This window comes from Pseudobacter sp., assembly GCF_051955275.1.
GTDB lineage: Bacteria > Bacteroidota > Bacteroidia > Chitinophagales > Chitinophagaceae > Pseudobacter.
In genome coordinates this window covers 1-17,393 of the sequence record NZ_JBQCGW010000041.1, presented here as the reverse complement: position 1 = coordinate 17,393, position 17,393 = coordinate 1, and the positions used below count along the sequence as shown (strand labels likewise).

At 48.0% G+C, this 17,393-nt stretch carries 14 protein-coding genes; 9 read left to right on the top strand and 5 right to left on the bottom strand.

Going from position 1 to position 17,393, the window contains the following annotated elements; translation table 11 throughout:
- Positions 1-39 precede the first annotated feature (39 nt).
- From ACTHMC_RS04310 to gldN, 7 genes are all read left to right on the top strand, one after another.
- Complete coding sequence (locus ACTHMC_RS04310; protein WP_440411130.1) at positions 40-1,104, top strand: DUF4271 domain-containing protein; 1,065 nt, start codon at positions 40-42, stop codon at positions 1,102-1,104.
- Between the two features lie 25 nt (positions 1,105-1,129).
- A complete protein-coding gene (locus tag ACTHMC_RS04305; protein WP_440411128.1) occupies positions 1,130-1,924 on the top strand; it encodes a uroporphyrinogen-III synthase in 795 nt (264 codons plus the stop codon).
- Positions 1,925-2,025: 101 nt separating this feature from the next.
- Positions 2,026-4,083 carry a thioredoxin domain-containing protein gene (locus ACTHMC_RS04300; RefSeq protein ID WP_440411126.1) on the top strand — a complete coding sequence of 686 codons (2,058 nt, stop codon included), beginning with the start codon at positions 2,026-2,028 and terminating at the stop codon, positions 4,081-4,083.
- A gap of 152 nt (positions 4,084-4,235) precedes the next feature.
- Positions 4,236-5,513 (top strand): SUMF1/EgtB/PvdO family nonheme iron enzyme, encoded by a 1,278-nt coding sequence (locus ACTHMC_RS04295; RefSeq protein WP_440411124.1) that lies wholly within the window; start codon positions 4,236-4,238, stop codon positions 5,511-5,513.
- Between the two features lie 151 nt (positions 5,514-5,664).
- Positions 5,665-6,435 carry a T9SS inner membrane protein PorL/GldL gene (gene gldL, locus ACTHMC_RS04290; RefSeq protein WP_440411122.1) on the top strand — a complete coding sequence of 257 codons (771 nt, stop codon included), beginning with the start codon at positions 5,665-5,667 and terminating at the stop codon, positions 6,433-6,435.
- Between the two features lie 77 nt (positions 6,436-6,512).
- A complete protein-coding gene (gldM, locus tag ACTHMC_RS04285; protein WP_440411120.1) occupies positions 6,513-8,099 on the top strand; it encodes a type IX secretion system protein PorM/GldM in 1,587 nt (528 codons plus the stop codon).
- Between the two features lie 27 nt (positions 8,100-8,126).
- Positions 8,127-9,170, top strand: coding sequence for a type IX secretion system protein PorN/GldN (gene gldN / locus ACTHMC_RS04280; RefSeq protein ID WP_440411118.1), 1,044 nt, complete (start codon positions 8,127-8,129; stop codon positions 9,168-9,170).
- A gap of 316 nt (positions 9,171-9,486) precedes the next feature.
- Here the strand turns inward: gldN and uvrC are convergent, their stop codons facing one another.
- The 5 genes from uvrC to gpmI form a co-directional block, all read right to left on the bottom strand.
- On the bottom strand, positions 9,487-11,427 hold the full coding sequence (uvrC, locus tag ACTHMC_RS04275) for an excinuclease ABC subunit UvrC (RefSeq protein ID WP_440411116.1): 1,941 nt from the start codon (positions 11,425-11,427) through the stop codon (positions 9,487-9,489).
- Positions 11,428-11,451: 24 nt separating this feature from the next.
- Entirely contained in the window at positions 11,452-12,063 is a 612-nt protein-coding gene (locus tag ACTHMC_RS04270) for a hypothetical protein (RefSeq protein ID WP_440411114.1), read from the bottom strand.
- A 39-nt stretch (positions 12,064-12,102) separates the two neighbouring features.
- Complete coding sequence (locus ACTHMC_RS04265) at positions 12,103-13,593, bottom strand: hypothetical protein (protein WP_440411112.1); 1,491 nt, start codon at positions 13,591-13,593, stop codon at positions 12,103-12,105.
- A gap of 68 nt (positions 13,594-13,661) precedes the next feature.
- The gene (locus ACTHMC_RS04260; protein ID WP_440411110.1) at positions 13,662-14,243 is read right to left on the bottom strand and encodes an RNA polymerase sigma factor; all 582 of its coding nucleotides are present in this window, start codon (positions 14,241-14,243) and stop codon (positions 13,662-13,664) included.
- Positions 14,244-14,541: 298 nt separating this feature from the next.
- Complete coding sequence (gene gpmI / locus ACTHMC_RS04255) at positions 14,542-16,074, bottom strand: 2,3-bisphosphoglycerate-independent phosphoglycerate mutase (protein WP_440411108.1); 1,533 nt, start codon at positions 16,072-16,074, stop codon at positions 14,542-14,544.
- A gap of 137 nt (positions 16,075-16,211) precedes the next feature.
- On the opposite strand from gpmI, the gene ACTHMC_RS04250 reads away from it, so the two are divergent.
- Both ACTHMC_RS04250 and nadC read left to right on the top strand, forming a co-directional pair.
- Complete coding sequence (locus ACTHMC_RS04250; protein WP_440411106.1) at positions 16,212-16,607, top strand: DUF4783 domain-containing protein; 396 nt, start codon at positions 16,212-16,214, stop codon at positions 16,605-16,607.
- An 83-nt stretch (positions 16,608-16,690) separates the two neighbouring features.
- Positions 16,691-17,393: carboxylating nicotinate-nucleotide diphosphorylase (gene nadC, locus ACTHMC_RS04245; RefSeq protein WP_440411104.1), on the top strand; the 703-nt coding region annotated here is incomplete at its 3' end.

Genomic DNA, 17,393 nt, shown 5'->3' with positions numbered 1-17,393 from the left:
GGCGGGTTTCTTATATTTTTGCACACGCAACAACCATTAGTGAAAAAAAGTTTAGCACTTCTATCCGGATTCTTATTGATCGCCGTACTGTGTTTTGCCCAGTCACAGGGTGATTCAGTACATACTCCCGCAGATACGCATCTTACCAATACTGTGAAAGCAGTGAAGCAGGATACGGCCCGCAGGGTGGTGACTGCCGCCAGGAGGGCGCAGGACTCACTGAAGCGCGTCCGTGCAGCTGACAGCATCAGGAATATGGTGCCCCCCCTTGTTGCAGATACTTCCAGGAAAGATTCCCTCAGCATAAGCCAGGACTCGGCCATTGTGGTGATAGCCAGTCCTCAGCAACTTGACCGGATCAGGCGTTTTCAGGAGGCATTGCGCGCTCATCCCTGGTTCAATTTTTACGGAAAGGCCCTGGTGATGCCGGAACTGGAAATGAAGCGGGAAGATAAGGACGCGATTTTCTATTTCCTGGCCGGCCTGCTCCTCTACTATGCGTTGGTGAAGGTATTCTTCCGGAAATACGTGGATAATATCATGACCCTCTTCTTCCGTGTTACCATGCGGCAGCAACAGATCAGGGACCAGATGTTGCAGACGCCACTGGCATCTCTCTTCCTGAATATCCTCTACCTGCTCAGTGGTGGTATGTATATTCTCTTTCTGACCAGACACTATGGTGTGAAGGTAACTGACAATAACTGGCTCATGCTGGCCTATGGAGCAGGATTGTTGCTGGCGGTGTACTTCGCCAAATTCATCCTGCTCAAACTGGCAGGCTGGATCTTCAATATCACCGCTGCAACCGATACGTACATCTTTATCGTCTTCCTTGTAAATAAAATAATCGGGATATTATTGCTGCCGGTACTGGTGATGATGGCCTTCCCTTACCCGCCACTGTTCCCTGTGGTGCTCACGCTCAGCTTCATAATGCTGGGTCTTTTTTTCGGTTATCGCTTCATTATCAGCTACAAGCCAATACGGAACGAAATTAAAGTAACTCGTTTTCAATTTTTTTTATACCTTTGCGCCTTCGAAATAGCACCCCTTTTGCTGATTTACAAGGTGTTATTGGTTTTTGTGGAAAGAAGTTATTAATTTTGCAAATCCATACGTAACAGATATGGTTAAGAACGGGGCTAAAAACGTTAGTGACAACTTGATTAGAAAGATACTAATCACACAACCCAGACCTGAAACCGATAAATCGCCGTATTTCGAATTAGCGAGGAAATACAGCATTTCATTGGACTTTCATCCTTTTATCAGGTTGGAGGGTATTCCTGCAAAAGAGTTTCGGAAACAAAAAATAGAGATCCCTAATTTCTCTGCTGTCATCTTCACCAGCCGGAACGCAATCGACCACTTTTTCAGAATCTGCGAAGAAATGAAAGTAAACGTATCCCAGGATACGAAATACTTCTGCATTACTGAAGCCGTGGCATTATACCTGCAAAAGTTCATTCTCTACAGGAAACGCAAAGTATTCTACGGCGCGGATGGTTCCACTAAAGCTATGCTGGATGTAGTGAACAAGCACAAGGAGAACGAGAAGTTCCTCTATCCCTGTTCAGAGAACCAGCAGGACAATGAGATCGTGAACTGGATGAAGAATAACCGCTGCGAGTTTGCGAATCCCTTTATGTACCGCACCATCAGTAATGATGTAAAGGAACTCTTCAGCAAGAACGACTATGATATCATCTGCTTTTTCACTCCCAGTGGCGTGAAGAGTTTGTTCGATAACTTCCCCAGATTTGAGCAGAACGGTACCCGCATCGGCGCATTCGGAAGCAATACTTCCCGCGCTGCAGAAGATGCCGGTCTCGGTGTTGAGATCAAGGCCCCGCAACCGCAAACCCCTTCCATGGTGGCTGCGCTCGAAGCCTATCTCAGTGCTGCATTGAAGAAAAAATAGATCCCATTTACTGGCAATAATATTGCATGAGCATTGCGCATTCACCGGAATGTACAATGCTCATTTTTTTGTAGTAGCTTTAAACGAATCAGCTAAAGAGTATGGCCAAATTCACCAACAGACTGGCAAAAGAGAGCAGCCCGTATTTATTGCAGCATGCACATAATCCGGTAGACTGGTACCCCTGGGGACCAGAGGCGCTGGAGAAAGCAAAGGCAGAGAATAAACCCATCCTGGTAAGCATCGGTTATGCGGCCTGCCACTGGTGCCATGTGATGGAGAAAGAAAGTTTTGAGGACGAAGCCACAGCCGCCCTCATGAATCAGCACTTCGTAAACATCAAGATAGACAGGGAGGAACGCCCTGACCTGGACCATATCTACATGGATGCGGTACAGGCCATGACCGGCAGCGGAGGCTGGCCGCTCAATGTATTCCTCAATCCTGAAGCCAAACCTTTTTACGGCGGTACCTACTACCCCCCGAAGCCTGTACACAACAGGCCTTCCTGGAAGGATGTACTGGAGGGGGTGGCCAATGCCTTCCGTGATAAACGGGCAGACATCGATGCACAGGCTGATCAGCTCACACAACATCTGGTGAACGCCAATGGCTTTGGCCTGACCAACCATGCCGTGGACATTGCTCCTGATACCTTGTTTACCAAAGACAAGGTGGATGAGATGTTCACCGCCATCATGAAGCAGGCGGACCAGGTGGAAGGCGGCTTCGGAAAAGCTCCGAAATTCCCGCAGACCTTTACCATCCGTTTCTTACTTCATTATCATCATCGCACTAAAAATGCGGAAGCTCTTCAACAGGCCTGCCTCAGCCTTGACAAAATGATCGATGGGGGCATCTACGACCAGCTTGGCGGCGGATTTGCACGGTACTCTACCGATACCGAGTGGCTGGCCCCGCATTTTGAAAAAATGCTCTACGATAATGCCCTGCTGGTGCAGGTGCTCTGTGACGCATACCAGATAACCGGGAACTGGCGATATAAGCGCGCCATAGAACAAACGCTGGACTTTGTAAAGCGTGAATGGCTGTCGCCTGAAAATGGATTTTATGCAGCCCTGGATGCAGACAGTGAAGGGGTAGAGGGCAGGTACTATGTATGGAGCCGGGAGGAAACGGACCGGCTGTTGGGAGAAGAGGCCGCGCTCTTCAATGAGTTTTATGATGTAACGCCCCATGGCAACTGGGAACATACCAATATTCTCCGCATCAGGGAGATGCCGGCCGATATCGCAGATGCCTGGGAGATCACGGAAGAAGAGTTGTGGAGAAGGATGGATGCTGCAGCTGCAATATTGCTGAAGCACCGCGAAACCCGGATCAGGCCAGGTCTGGATGACAAACAACTGTTAGGCTGGAATGCCATGATGAATACGGCTTTCAGTAAAGCATATGCTACCCTGGGTAAAAAAGAATACCTGGAACTTGCAAAGGCAAATATGGAATTCATGCTGAGCAGGTTCCGTGCGCAAGATGGAAGTTTCCATCATACCTACAAGGCGGGAACGGCAAAATATCCTGCATTCCTGGATGATTATGCCTGCCTGGCGGAGGCCCTGATCCAGTTGCAGGAAGTGAGTGGCGATAAGCAGCACCTGGTGGAAGCAAAAGCGCTGACCAGCCATGTGCTTGATAAGTTCAGTGAAGAGGAAACAGGATTTTTCTTTTATACACCCAGCGCTCAGGCAGATATTATCGTACGTAAGAAAGAGGTCTATGATGGTGCGGTCCCTTCGGGCAATGCAGTAATGGCATCAAATCTTTTTTACCTCGGAATGGTTTTCGATGAAGGGACATGGAAGGAGCGTGCTGCCGGCATGTGCGCAGGATTGCTGCAGGCTGTAACCCGCTACCCGACCTCGTTTGGAGTTTGGGCGTCACTGATTCAGGCATTCTCGTATGGAATTCCTGAAATTGTTATTGTTGGCGGGAATTTTGCTACGCTTCGTGAGGAATTTTTGAAAACCTTTATCCCCTTCCGTATCTTTCAGTCCTCGCTGCAGGCTGATGAACAATTCCCCCTATTGTCCGGCAAACCTGATTACCCAGAAACCTTGATATTCCTATGTAAGAATTATGCTTGCAATGCACCTGTTAATGAGGTTAATGCATTGAAAAAGCAGCTTGAACATGTGTAAAACTTAAATCTGTTGTTGATACAATAATAACTTGTCCGGGGCCGTTTAAACCTAAGCTCTGATGGTGTTTGCAGTTTTAAAAATAAAATTCTAAACTTGCGATGAAGTCGGTAAAACATTATTTTTGCCCAATACCCTTTAATATGATGAAAATGAAAAACCTATCCGTTTTGACTGCCCTTGGCATGGTGATCATGGCCACTGGTTGCGGCAAGTTGGGCGGTAAGTCGAAAGGGCTGCCCGCAGACGGTCAGCTCCACGGTGTTGCTCCGGCGGCCGGCTATAACCTGACCAAACCCATCGGAATGGTATATATCCCACCTGGTACATTCCATATGGGGCCCTCAGACGAGGACATCAATTACAACTACACTTCAAGAAATAAGCAGGTTTCGATCAGTGGTTTCTGGATGGATGCCACCGAAATCACCAACAATGAGTACCGCCAGTTCGTGAACTGGGTACGCGACTCTACTGCTGCCGTAAGACTGCAATACGGTAAAGAAGTGGACGGTGTGTTTGTTGTTGACTGGAAGAAAGCCGGTACCATCAAGTATGGTGACAAAGCCACTATCGAGAAGATCGACCAGATGATCCTTTCTCCCGAGAACAGGATCTTCGGTAAGAAAGATATCGATCCTGCAAAGATCATTTATCATTCTGAGACCTTCGATCTGAAAGAAGCTGCCAAACGTGAGAACGTAGGCGTTCCCCGTAGCAAATTCATCGTAAAGAAAGATATCAAGGTTTATCCTGATACATTGATCTGGATCCGCGACTTCAGCTACTCCTACAATGAGCCAATGACCAAGCGTTACTTTTCCCACCCAGCCTTCGGAAACTATCCTGTGGTTGGTGTGAACTGGCACCAGGCCACTGCGTTCTGCGAATGGAGAACACATTATCTGAACTCTTACCTGGAATCCAGGAAGAAAGCAACCGAGTCTGACTTCCGTCTGCCTACAGAGGCTGAGTGGGAATACGCAGCACGCGGTGGACGCTCTCAGTCAATGTTCCCCTGGGGTAACTACTACCTCCGTAATAAGCAGGGTTGTCTGCTGGCCAACTTCAAACCTGGCCGTGGTAACTATCCTGAAGATGGAGCCTTCTACACTGCCCGTGCCGATGCTTACTGGCCTAACGACTTCGGTCTGTACTGCATGGCAGGTAACGTAGCCGAATGGACTTCATCCCTGTATTACGAGGGTGCATATAACTTCCAACATGATATGAATCCTGATATCCGCTTCAATGCGCAGGATTCAGACCCTCCCAGAATGAAGCGTAAGGTGATCCGTGGCGGTAGCTGGAAAGATGTGGGATATTTCCTGCAGACCAGCGCCCGGAACTATGAGTACATGGATACTGCTAAAGCTTATATTGGCTTCCGTTGCGTGATTGATTTGCCTGCTTCTCAGAAGAAACGTTAAAATTCTGTAAAGTAGAAAATTTGTGACTGTATTGAAACGTTAATTGCTTTGATTTACGAGGAGAAGCAAACCAGTATCTTATTGTGATGGCTTTAAACATTTAATTTCCAAACCCTGAAAACCCGTTTTCTAACCATTTAAAAATTAATCTATGGCTGGAGTTTCTAAATCAACAGAAAGAATTGTAAACATAATCGTATGTATGGGCGCTGCTATCGTAATCTTTGGCGCCTGGCAGAAGATTACCCACCAACCTCTGGCAGACTTCTTCCTTACAGCAGGTCTGATCACAGAAGCAGTAATTTTTGTTGTATACGCATTCTTACCTCCTCCCGGATCTGAAATGCACGCTATAGCTGAGGCATTGCCAAAGCTGGCCGGTGGCGCAGCTCATTCCGGTAACCCTGCTCTCGACAACATGAACAAAATGATGCAGGATGCCGACATCACACCTGCCAGTCTGAAAAGCCTGAGCGATGGATTCAAAAAACTGGGTACTTCTGTAAGCAATATTGCTGAAGTTTCAGATGTGGTAAAATCTACCAATGACTACTCTGCCAAAACTAAAGAAGCAGCAGCAGCACTGGGTCAGATGACATCCGCTTACCAGGGTGCCACTGCCACTATCACTACCTTCAACTCTGCAGCAGATGGTACTAAGCAATTCCATGAGCAGGTACAGGTACTGACCAAGAACCTGGGATCTCTCAATGCTATCTACGAACTGGAATTACAGGACACCAACAATCACCTGAAAGCCATGAAAGGTTTCTATGGTAACCTCGCCGCTGCATCTCAAACCATGCAGAACAGCGTTGATGACGCCAAGAAAGCTCATGAGCAGATCGCTAAACTGGCGGGTAACCTCAGCAGCCTGAATACCGTATACGGTAACATGCTCACCGCTATGCAAGGCCGCTAATCATCGGTGATCCAATAATCCTGTACCCGATCGTACGCATTAGTCAATGAATTGTTTAATCTGAAAAACCCAGATCCATGGCTTTACCTAAAGAGCCCCGGCAGAAGATGATCAATATGATGTACCTGGTGTTGACAGCCTTGCTGGCACTCAATGTATCATCAGAAATCATCAATGCCTTCGAAACCGTAAATAACAGTATCTCCACTTCCAACCAGATCATTGGTGAAAAAAACAATGAGACTTACAAGTCACTGGCTACGAAACTGGCAGATGGACAGACAAAAGCGAAAGCTGAAATTTGGGCTCCCAAAGCCGAAAAAGCCAAAGCGCTTGCGTCTACCATGTATAACGATATTGAAAATCTTAAAAATCAGCTGAAAGACTATGCTGGTTCCCACGAAGAACATGGCGAACAGAAAATGAACGCCGACAAACTTGACGCCTCTACCCGTCTGATGGAAAAAGAAAAGAAGGGTGAAGAACTGTACGCCAAGATTGCCGACTTCAAAAACAAGCTGATCGGTGTTCTCGATCCTAAGGATCCTGCATTTGCCGATAATGCTGCAATGAGAGCTGATATTGAGCAGGCTATCAAAAACTTTCAGAAGTCCCTGCCAATCAATCTGACCGTTCCTGCATCAACTACAGGTAACAAATATGAGAATGATGCAAATGGCTGGACCATGAGCAACTTCCATATGACACCCGCTATTGCTGCCATGACCATCCTGAACAAACTTCAGAATGACGTCAAGAACTCTGAATCTCAGATCATCGACTATTGCAATCAGCAGATCGGTGCAGTGAAAGTGGTATATGATAACTTCCAGGCTATCGCCCAGGCTAACAGAACTTATGCTATGCCAGGCGATCCCATCGAGATCAAAGCCGGTATCGGTGCATTCAGCCAGGCTGCTGCTCCTGAGATCTTCATCGACGGACAGAAGCAACCTCTCAGCGGTGGTATGGCTGTATACAAAACCACAGCAGGTGGTGCAGGTACAAAAAAGATCCCTGTAAAGATCATCTATACTACCCCTGCAGGTGAGAAACTGGAAAAGAATGAAATGGTTGAATATACAGTGGGTACCCCTTCAGGCGCCTCTGTGTTCCTCCAGAAAATGAACGTACTCTACATTGGTGTTGATAACCCGATGACCATCTCCGGCGGTAGCGTAGGCGCAGAAAAAGTGCGCGTAAGCTTCAGCAACGGTGATATCACTAAAACGGGTGGCGACAACTACGTAGCTCGTCCAAAAACTCCTGGTATAGCCAAGATCACCGTTACTGCCGATGGAAAGAACTTTCCATTCGAGATGCGTGTGAAATACCTGCCAAATCCTGCTGCCTTCCTGGGCTCCAAGAAAAGCGGTAATATCAGCGCAGCTGAATTCAAAGCGATCGGTGCTATCATGGCCAAACTGGAAGATTCAGATTTTGAAGCTCCTTATAAAGTTGTCAGCTACAGGTTCGGTGCACAGGGTGGCCCCATTGCGGTATACTCTGAAGCGGTAAACCAGGGTAACCGCTGGTCCGGTCAGGCCGCTCAGCTGGTTGCACGTACAGGCCCCGGTTCCGTGGTATTCTTCGATAACATCACCGTAGTAGGCCCCGATGGCAAACAACGTGATATCGGATCCATGACCTTCAAGCTGAAATAACATAAATTCTTTTAAACAAAGGGAACAATGAAGAACCGTATTATCAAACTCGGAATGCTGCTGCTGGTGTTGACCTTCGTTGCCACAGAAGTGGATGCACAGGCCAAAAAGCCTAACCGCACTGCTAAAAAGCGCACTACAACGGCAAAGAAAACAAACGCCAACAGAGCACAGTCTGCCACTAATCCCGCCGCTATCGCTCCGGCTCCCGATACTGTGAAGCCTGTAGCTAAAGTGGAGGCAGACCTTAACATACCGCCATTGAAACCTTCGTTGCGCAATGACAATGCCATTGAACGCAACCTCGTAAAAGAAAGGTCTCCCCTGGCGTATGAGCATATCCGTGAAGACGATGCGGTGTATGTTCAACGTGTATGGAGAGAAATCGACGTACATGAGAAAATGAACCTTCCCTTCGTTTACAAAGCTGATGGCGACCTCGGTAACCAACGCTTCATCATGATCCTGCTCAATGCGATCAAGAATGACAGCATTACCGCTTTCGCTCCGCTTGATGACAGGTTCACAACCCCTATCACTTTCAAGGAAATCTCCGAGAAACTGGTAGGTACACCTAAAACCATTCAGGTGCCTGACCTGGTGCAGGATCCGGACGGCTCAAAAGGACTCATGAAAGACACCACTATCGTGGAGGAATTCAATCCTGATGCTTCCGTTGAACGCTACTGGATAAAAGAAGATGTGATCTTCGATAAGGAATCTTCCCGCCTGTTCACCCGTATCCTCGGTATCGCGCCACTGAAAACCATCTACAATGAAGATGGCTCCTTCCGCGACGTAACACCAGTGTTCTGGGTGTACTACCCTGATCTCCGCTCCACATTCGCCAAGTACGAAGTGTACAACGGACGTAACTTCGGAGGAAAGATCAGCTGGGAAGAACTGTTCGAGAGCCGCATGTTCTCCAGCAGGATCATCAAGTCAACTATCAACAACCCGAACGACCTGTTCATCAAATCTTACGTGAAGGATCCGATCCTCGCATTGCTCGAAGGAGAAAATGTGAAAGAAAAGATCTTCAACTACGAACAGGATCTCTGGTCATATTAAACCATAAGGTTAACTGATATCGAAACGGCATCGTATTTTTACGATGCCGTTTTTTTATTCAAAAGTTTGTAATGCGTTCAGACCCAGTGCTGATTTGGTACAAGTGCGTAGAAGTTTTTTGTAAAATACCCATTTCCGTTATTGTTTTGTGCAACCTATTCACTATTTTTACACTGGTTTTTCATAGGATATTGGATTTTAAAAACGGGGCTGGATTTCTATCCGGGCCCCTTATTTTTTTTAGGACATACCTCCCCGGTAAAAACAGGTCCTTCGTCCCCGCTTCACATCAATCCATCCCCCATTTTATTAACGGTCAGATATCTTCCCCAGGATCCGGAGCCGATCCATCTTCAGGGCTTGCAGGTTCTACTGTAATGTTCTCAGGGGCTGTTTCTTCCTTGATATTGTCCGGGTCCGTTGTTGTGCCTTCTGCTGATCCGGAACCTCTGAAATAGCCTGTAACGATCTTTGCTTTGGATATACCTATCAGCTTTGCGATCTCCTCCTCAGGCGCTTCTTTCACACGCTTCACGCTCCTGAATTCCTTCAGCAGCTGATCAGCTGTATTCTTACCAATCCCTTTGATCTGTTCCAGCTCATTCCTGAATGTACCCTGGCTTCTTTTCTTACGATGGAAGGTGATACCAAAGCGGTGCACTTCATCCCTGATACGCCTGATGAGTTTCAGGCTCTCACTATTGTAAGGCAGTTTCAGGCTTTGCTGATCACCGGCAAAAAATAATTCTTCTTCATTCTTGGCAAGACCAACCAGCGTCATCCTTCCCTGTAATCCTAATTCCTCAATAGCATCCAGCGCATAACCAAGCTGCCCCTTACCACCGTCTATGATCACCAGCTGTGGCAATGAAGCCTGTTCCTCCATCAGTCGCTTATAACGCCTGCCTACCACTTCTTTCATGGTGGCAAAGTCGTTGATGCCCTGCACCGTTTTCACGTTATAATGACGGTAATCTTTCTTACTCGGAATACCATCCTTGAAACAAACCATGGCCGATACAGGATAGCTGCCATGAAAGTTGGAATTGTCGAAACATTCAATATGCACGGGCACTTCAGGCAATTGCAGATCATCCTGCAATTGATAGAGCACCTTCTTCCTTTCCATATCATCCTTGCCTTCCAGTTGCAGGATCTTTTTCTTATATAATTCTTCCTTGAAGTAATTCACGTTCTTCTCTGAGAGGTCCAGCAACTTCTTTTTATCACCTCCTTTAGGAATGGTGATCACCACGCCGGGTTCATCGTAATTGATAGGAAAGGGTACGATTATCTCTGCGGCCAGGCTGTTGAAAGTGCTGCGCAGCTGCGCAATGCCGAAGCTGAGTACTTCTTCATCGGCTTCATCCAGGTGTGTTTCAAGCTGTACCGTATGCGTTTGCACGATGGAGCCGTTCTCCATCATGAGATAGTTCACGTAGGCCAGGTCGTTATCACGCAGGATGGAGAAGATATCGGCGGTCATCATCCTGTTGGATACCACTATGGACTTCGCCTGGTATTGCTCCAGGTGCTCGATTTTCTTATGGATCACGGCGGCCTTTTCATATGCCATCTGTTCCGCTGCCGAACGCATTTCCTGTTTGAAATGCTGGATCACCGGATTGAGGTTTCCTTTGAGCACGTTCTTCACCTGGTTCAGCCCATCCTGGTAATCTTCCGCAGACTGAAATCCTTCACAGGGGCCTTTGCAATTGCCAAGGTGGTATTCAAGACAAACCTTGAATTTTCCTTTTCGGATATTGGTGTCCGTTAGATTCAGTTTGCAGGTGCGCAGCGGAATATTGGACCGGATGAAATCGATGAGCTCGCGCACGCGGGCCACCGATGTAAATGGTCCGAGATATTCCGAACCATCGTTGATCTTCCGGCGGGTGAGAAACACGCGTGGGAAAGGCTCTTTTTTAAGAACGATGTACGGATAGGTTTTGTCGTCCTTCAGGTTGATATTATAACGGGGCTGGAACTGTTTGATCAGCGAGTTTTCCAGCAGGAATGCATCCTGTTCCGAATCCACGATGGTGAATTCGATCCTGGCGATGCGTTGCACCAGCTCGTGCGTTTTGTAAGAAGTGAAGGTCTTGCTGAAATAGGAACTTACCCGCTTCCGCAGGCTCTTGGCCTTACCCACATACAGGAGATTGTCCTGTGTATCAAAGTATTTATAGATGCCCGGATCTGTTGGGATCTTATGGGACTGTTGCTGAAATTCCTGTGCCGTCATAATCTGTACCACGAAGGTACGGAATGCCCGGAAATCCTAGTCTGCGTAGCTTTGCGGATCCCAGATCACCTTCTCCAGGGAGGTAACGGGCTCGCCCTTCTGCGGGTGCCTGGTAGTGAGCGTATAGAAATACTTTTCAATCACCCAGGTGAGTTTCTGCTGTACAAAATCATTACCTTCTTTGAACTCCTTTTCGTAGTAGATCCTGTTCACCTTGTCAACGGTGAGAGAGGGCTTGATGTACACAATCACTTTGCGCAGGGAGGTTTCCGGTTCTTTGGCGGTATAGATGAAGTTGATGAAGCCGGTGGTTTCATCCATGAATGATTCCATGCTGTACTGGTTCACAAAATTGGTGGAGTCCAACTCAGGCAGCAGGAACTGGATGGCCAGTTGTTTGAACTCAACCGGAGTAATATAGGTGGAATCTTTTTTAGTCCCTTCTTTTTTGTGCAGCAGGCCTGCGGCAAAGGAGTCGACCCTTCGCATGTCTTCCTGTATCAGTTCCCTGACGGGCAGATAGGAGATGGGCGAATTATTTTGAGTGGAATCTGCCATAGGCGCAGCAGGCGCTTTGGCTGTATTGTTCCTGCAGGAGCAGAGGGCCAGGCATGCGCTGATGGCCAGGATCATCAGGTTCAGTTTCATCCGGTAAAAATAAGTAATTGAAAAGCGGGAAGCAACCCTTTAGCGAAGGGTTTTTGTAACGCCGATCTTTACGCCATACTCCATCAGGTATTCGCGGATGGGATACTCTTTTACGTAACTGCTGAGCATCTGGTAGCGGAATTGTGGTCCCACCTGCCATTTTAAGTCCCCTGTTTTATAACTCACAAAGATCTCGGCGCCGGCATTCACGTTCCAGCGGCGAACGAGGCTGGGAGCTCTCATATAATTTTTGTAATCTGTTGTGATCAGGTATGAATTGCGGTTGAGCAGGTAAGTAGGTTGAATGTTGCCGGCGATATTCAGTTGCAGTTTCTCTGAGCCCAGCAGGGTCAGTTCCATACCGATTGGTGCGGAGAGCTGGAAGTACTGGTTCTGTACATCTTCAGCCTTTTCTCCGCTGAAATTGCGGAGGCGGGTATAACTCACAAGGCTGTCCTGCCCGCGCGCTACATCCAGCTTGATCTTGCCGGGTTCAGGAACAGGTGCGGTATAGGCCTTGATGGCATACCTGGAATAATTGAACTGAAGCCCTCCAGTTATACGCAGGTTCTTGTTTACAGAATATACCATATAGGAACCGAGGCCAAAGCCCAGGGCAGGCTGATGGCTCACCAGTGTTTCCGGTTTGCCTTCTATAGCGCCTGCAGGCAATCCTTTCACATTGATCTGGTCATTCACGCTGTTATTGCTGCTTAGCTTGCGATAATTCATGGTGGGAGCGAAGGCCAGCTGCCAGGCCCATCTGCGCATAGGCGGCGGCGTTAGCTCATATACTGCGTATTCCTGCAGCCAGTTGATCCGTTTTTCATCCTCCGCTGCACCGGGGACTGCGGATGCTGAGGCAGACTTTGATCTGGCGTCAGGTAACGGCAGTTGATGAGCAACTTCAGTACCGGGTGAGGCTTTAAGGATAGCGATCTGCTGTTCTTCTGCTTCTGTGGCCTGATCAGTGAAGCTGGGGAATACCGGCGGAGTACTTATCCTGCGCTGGGGAATTCCTTTCCGTGGTTGCTCAAGAAAAATTTCATCCACAATTGTCTGTTCAGGCAGTTGGGTGATCACGATGGCATTCGGCAGGTCTGTTTCTGAAGGCCATGCCGGAGATAAGGTGGCAGCTCCGGCAGGTTTGATGCCGCCATCCAGGTTGTTCACCGGGGCAAAGGCCGAGAAGCTGCCGTGGCGGTTGCCATTCTGATCAGTATTTGACGCAACGGCCACAGGGCCATTGAGCGCATTGCCTGAAATAGCTGAGGGATTGTTGAGTTGCTGAATAACAGGAATATGTTGCTGGATCTTTTTAGCCGGACCGGAGGGAGTCATCAGTTGCAGGGATGCGAGATAACTGATGCCTGCGAGGAAGAAAAGCAAACCAAGTCCGTACCATTTTCTGCGCGTATGCAATGAGCGATGGATCCCTTTCCAGACAGTTTCTGTGGGAAACATTTTGTATTGGTCAGCTTTTTGCCTGATCAGTTGCTCAAAGTCATCATTGTAAAAACCGCGCTCCATAATGCTTTTGTGTTTGTACGGGTTTTTGATTTTTCATCGGTTTGGATATAGATTGTAACTGTTGAGGGTTATGAACTACTGGCTACCCCCAGCCAGTTGACTTTTTCTTTCGGTTTTTGTATGATCTTCTTTCTAACCAGAATGTCCTCCAGCATTTGTTTGGCGCGCGTATACTGAGAGCGGCTGGTGCTTTCCTCGATATCCAGCATCTCAGCAATTTCCTTATGCGTATAGCCTTCTATCGCATACAGGTTGAGCACAGTCCTGTAACCTATCGGTAATAACCGGATGCATTCCACAACCTGTTTCGCCTGTACAATGGAGGGGACCGATTCTTCCCTTACCTGTACACCTGTTGCATGGATGATATCCACGCTTTCATTGAACTTCTTGTTTTTCTTAAGATGGTTGATGCAGGTATGAACCATTATTCTTCTTATCCATCCTTCAAATGCGCCTTTGTTCTGGAAGGTGTGTATCTGGGAGAACACTTTAATAAAGCCTTCCTGCAGCATATCCTCTGCATCTTCCCGGTTGTGGGCAAACCTATAACACACCGACAGCATGCGGGGACTGAAGCGTTGGTAAAGTTCCCGCTGGGCAGTGGTGTTATTACGTAAACAGCCTTGTAGTATGGCTTCTTCGGTCATATAAACCGTTTGGTTGCCCTCTAATTTAGACAATTTTCGGGAGAGATAGCTGCGCCGGCGCGAAAAAAAACGGACTAAAAATCGCCGGAGCAGGGGCCTGTCGGGAAGCCACTCGCCCGCCTCTGGTGTGTGAAGAATATTTGCTCGCCGCTGGCGAGCTTCATGTTGCCGGGAGGCCACAAGCATATAAGTAACTCGCCAGAGGTGAGTTACTGGTCACAGCAGCATTAAAATTGGCTGACCTGTTTTGGTCAGCCAACGAATTTTTATCATTTATAGCCGGCAGTCCGGCAGCTGTTTACTGGCTGAGCAGCACTTCACCTGTCATCTCTTTGGGGATGGGCAGTTGCATCACGGTAAGAATACTGGGGGCGATATCTCCCAGTTTACCAGGTTTCAGCGTGCCTTTGAAATCATTGCTGATCACAAAGAGCGGCACCAGGTTCAGGCTATGTGCCGTGTTGGGAGTGCCATCACCATTGACCATATAATCCGCATTGCCGTGGTCGGCAGTAAGGAACACCGTGTAACCATTGGCCAGGGCCGCAGTAACCACCTTCTCCACGCATTTGTCAACCGTTTCCACCGCTTTGATCACTGCATCCCAAATACCGGTATGACCCACCATATCCGCATTGGCGAAATTCAGACAGATGAAATCAGCAGACTGTTTTTCGATCTCCGGAACTATCAGGTCCACGATATCGTAAGCACTCATTTCAGGTTTCAGATCATAAGTGGCCACCTTGGGTGAAGGCGCCATCAGCCGGCGTTCTCCGGGGAATGGCTCTTCTCTTCCGCCGTTGAAGAAGAAAGTAACGTGCGGATATTTTTCAGTTTCGGCTATACGTATCTGTTGCTTTCCGTTGGCGGAAAGAATTTCTCCGAGTGTATTGTGCAGGTTATCGTTTTCAAAGATCACATGCACATCTTTGAAAGTGGAATCATACTCGGTCATGGTCGTGTAGTTGAGCGACAGCTTCTTCATTCCATGATCAGGCATGTCCTGTTGAGTGAGCACGGTGGTGATCTCGCGGCAGCGGTCTGTGCGGAAGTTGAAGCAGATAGCGGCATCCCCGTCTTTGATCTGCGCAACAGGGCTACCGTCTGCGTTGGTGATCACAACGGGTTTGATGAATTCGTCGGTGATATTGTGAGCGTATGATTCACGCACGGCTTCCAGGGCGTCTGTTTTTTTATCTCCTTCAGCTTTCACCAGCGCGTCATAGGCCAGCTGTACGCGCTCCCAGCGCTTATCACGGTCCATGGCATAATAGCGGCCGCTCACGGTGGCGATCTTTCCTGTTTTCACCACATCCAGGTGGTTCTGCAGATCCGTGAGGAAACCGTAACCACTTTTAGGGTCGGTATCCCTTCCGTCTGTGAAGGCATGGATATAAACTTCCCTGAGGCCCTGTTCTGCGCATACAGAAACGATGGCTTTCAGGTGATCTGTATGGGAATGCACGCCACCGTCGCTTACGAGGCCGAGCAGGTGCAAAGGTTTTTTATTGTCGAGCGCATAGCGGATGGCACCGGTGAGGGCTGGGTGCTGCTGGAATTCACCGTCGCGGATAGCCACGTTGATGCGCTGGAGTTCCTGGTACACGATCCTTCCGGCGCCCAGGTTGAGGTGGCCTACTTCACTGTTGCCCATCTGTCCGTCTGGCAGGCCTACCAGTTCACCGCAGGTAACCAGTGTGGTATGCGGGTATTTGTTGTATAAAGAAGACACAAAGGGTACATTGGCGTGCTGAATTGCATCGGATGATTGCACTTTTCCGAGGCCCCATCCATCCATGATGACCAGTATTGCTTTGCTGCTATTCATATAACGGAATGATTGTGTTAGATTTGTTTAGACAAGAAGCAAAGGTAATGCAATACCTCATTGCTAGTAATTTTTCAACGTATTCTTACTTTGGCATGGATTTCGCAATTTTTACACTGAAAATAAAAAAGTTGACTATGAAAAAGACTCTGGGAATTGCGACAATGGCTTTTTCGCTGTTCCTGGTATCCTTTACTACGTTTTTCTATTCTATCGAAGATGTAGTGGCAGCCCTGAAGGCCGGAAATGCCGCCCAACTGGCCAAGTATTTCGATAGCAGGGTTGATATCTCTCTTCCCGGGAAGAGCGATAACTACAGCAAAAGTCAGGCAGAGATCATTCTGAAAGACTTTTTTGCCAGCAATGGAGTAAAGAACTTCCAGGTAAAGCACAAAGGCGAACAGAATGGAGCTCAGTTCTGCATTGGAACATTAGTAACTAAAAACGGAAACTACCGAACCAAATTCTACATGAAGCAGAAGGGTGATCAGCAGGTGGTACAGGAAATAGGATTTGAACTCCTAACCGAATAAGCCATTCAACTTATTATCCCTGAAAACACTTGAAGGCCTGCAGTTCTTGCTGTGGGCCTTTTTGTTCCCTACCTTTGCCACCTATGCTTTCATTCAACGAACAACTGGATATACTCATCAAGGCCGCCCTGCAGGAAGATATCGGGGACGGTGATCATTCCACACTCAGCAGCATCCCCGCTGAAACCAGGGGAATGGCCGTACTAAAGATCAAACAGGATGGCATCCTTGCCGGTATGGAAATAGCCGAAAAGATCTTCCGCTACAAAGAGCCTTCCGTTCAGTTCAAGGCATTCAAGAAAGATGGAGATAATATGAAAGCGGGCGAGACAGCTTTTGAAGTTAGCGCCTCCGTCTACACCATCCTTCAGTGCGAACGGCTGGTGCTGAACTGCATGCAGCGTATGAGCGGCATTGCCACCCTTACCAGGCAGTATACTGATAAGATCAAAGGATATCATACCCGGGTGCTGGATACACGTAAAACAACCCCCAATTTCAGGTTGCTGGAGAAGGAGGCTGTGCGCATCGGCGGTGGCGTGAATCATCGTATGGGCCTCTACGATATGATCATGCTTAAAGACAACCATGTTGATTACAGTGGTGGTCTGGAACGGGCTATCGAACGTGCACATCGTTACGTAACTGAAGTGAAGCCGGGGTTGAAGATAGAAGTGGAAACAAGATCGCTGGATGAAGTGAAGCGTGTGATGGCTTACGGAAAAGTGGATCGCATCATGCTCGATAATTTCACACCTGATCAGCTGCGCGAAGCATTGCAGCTCA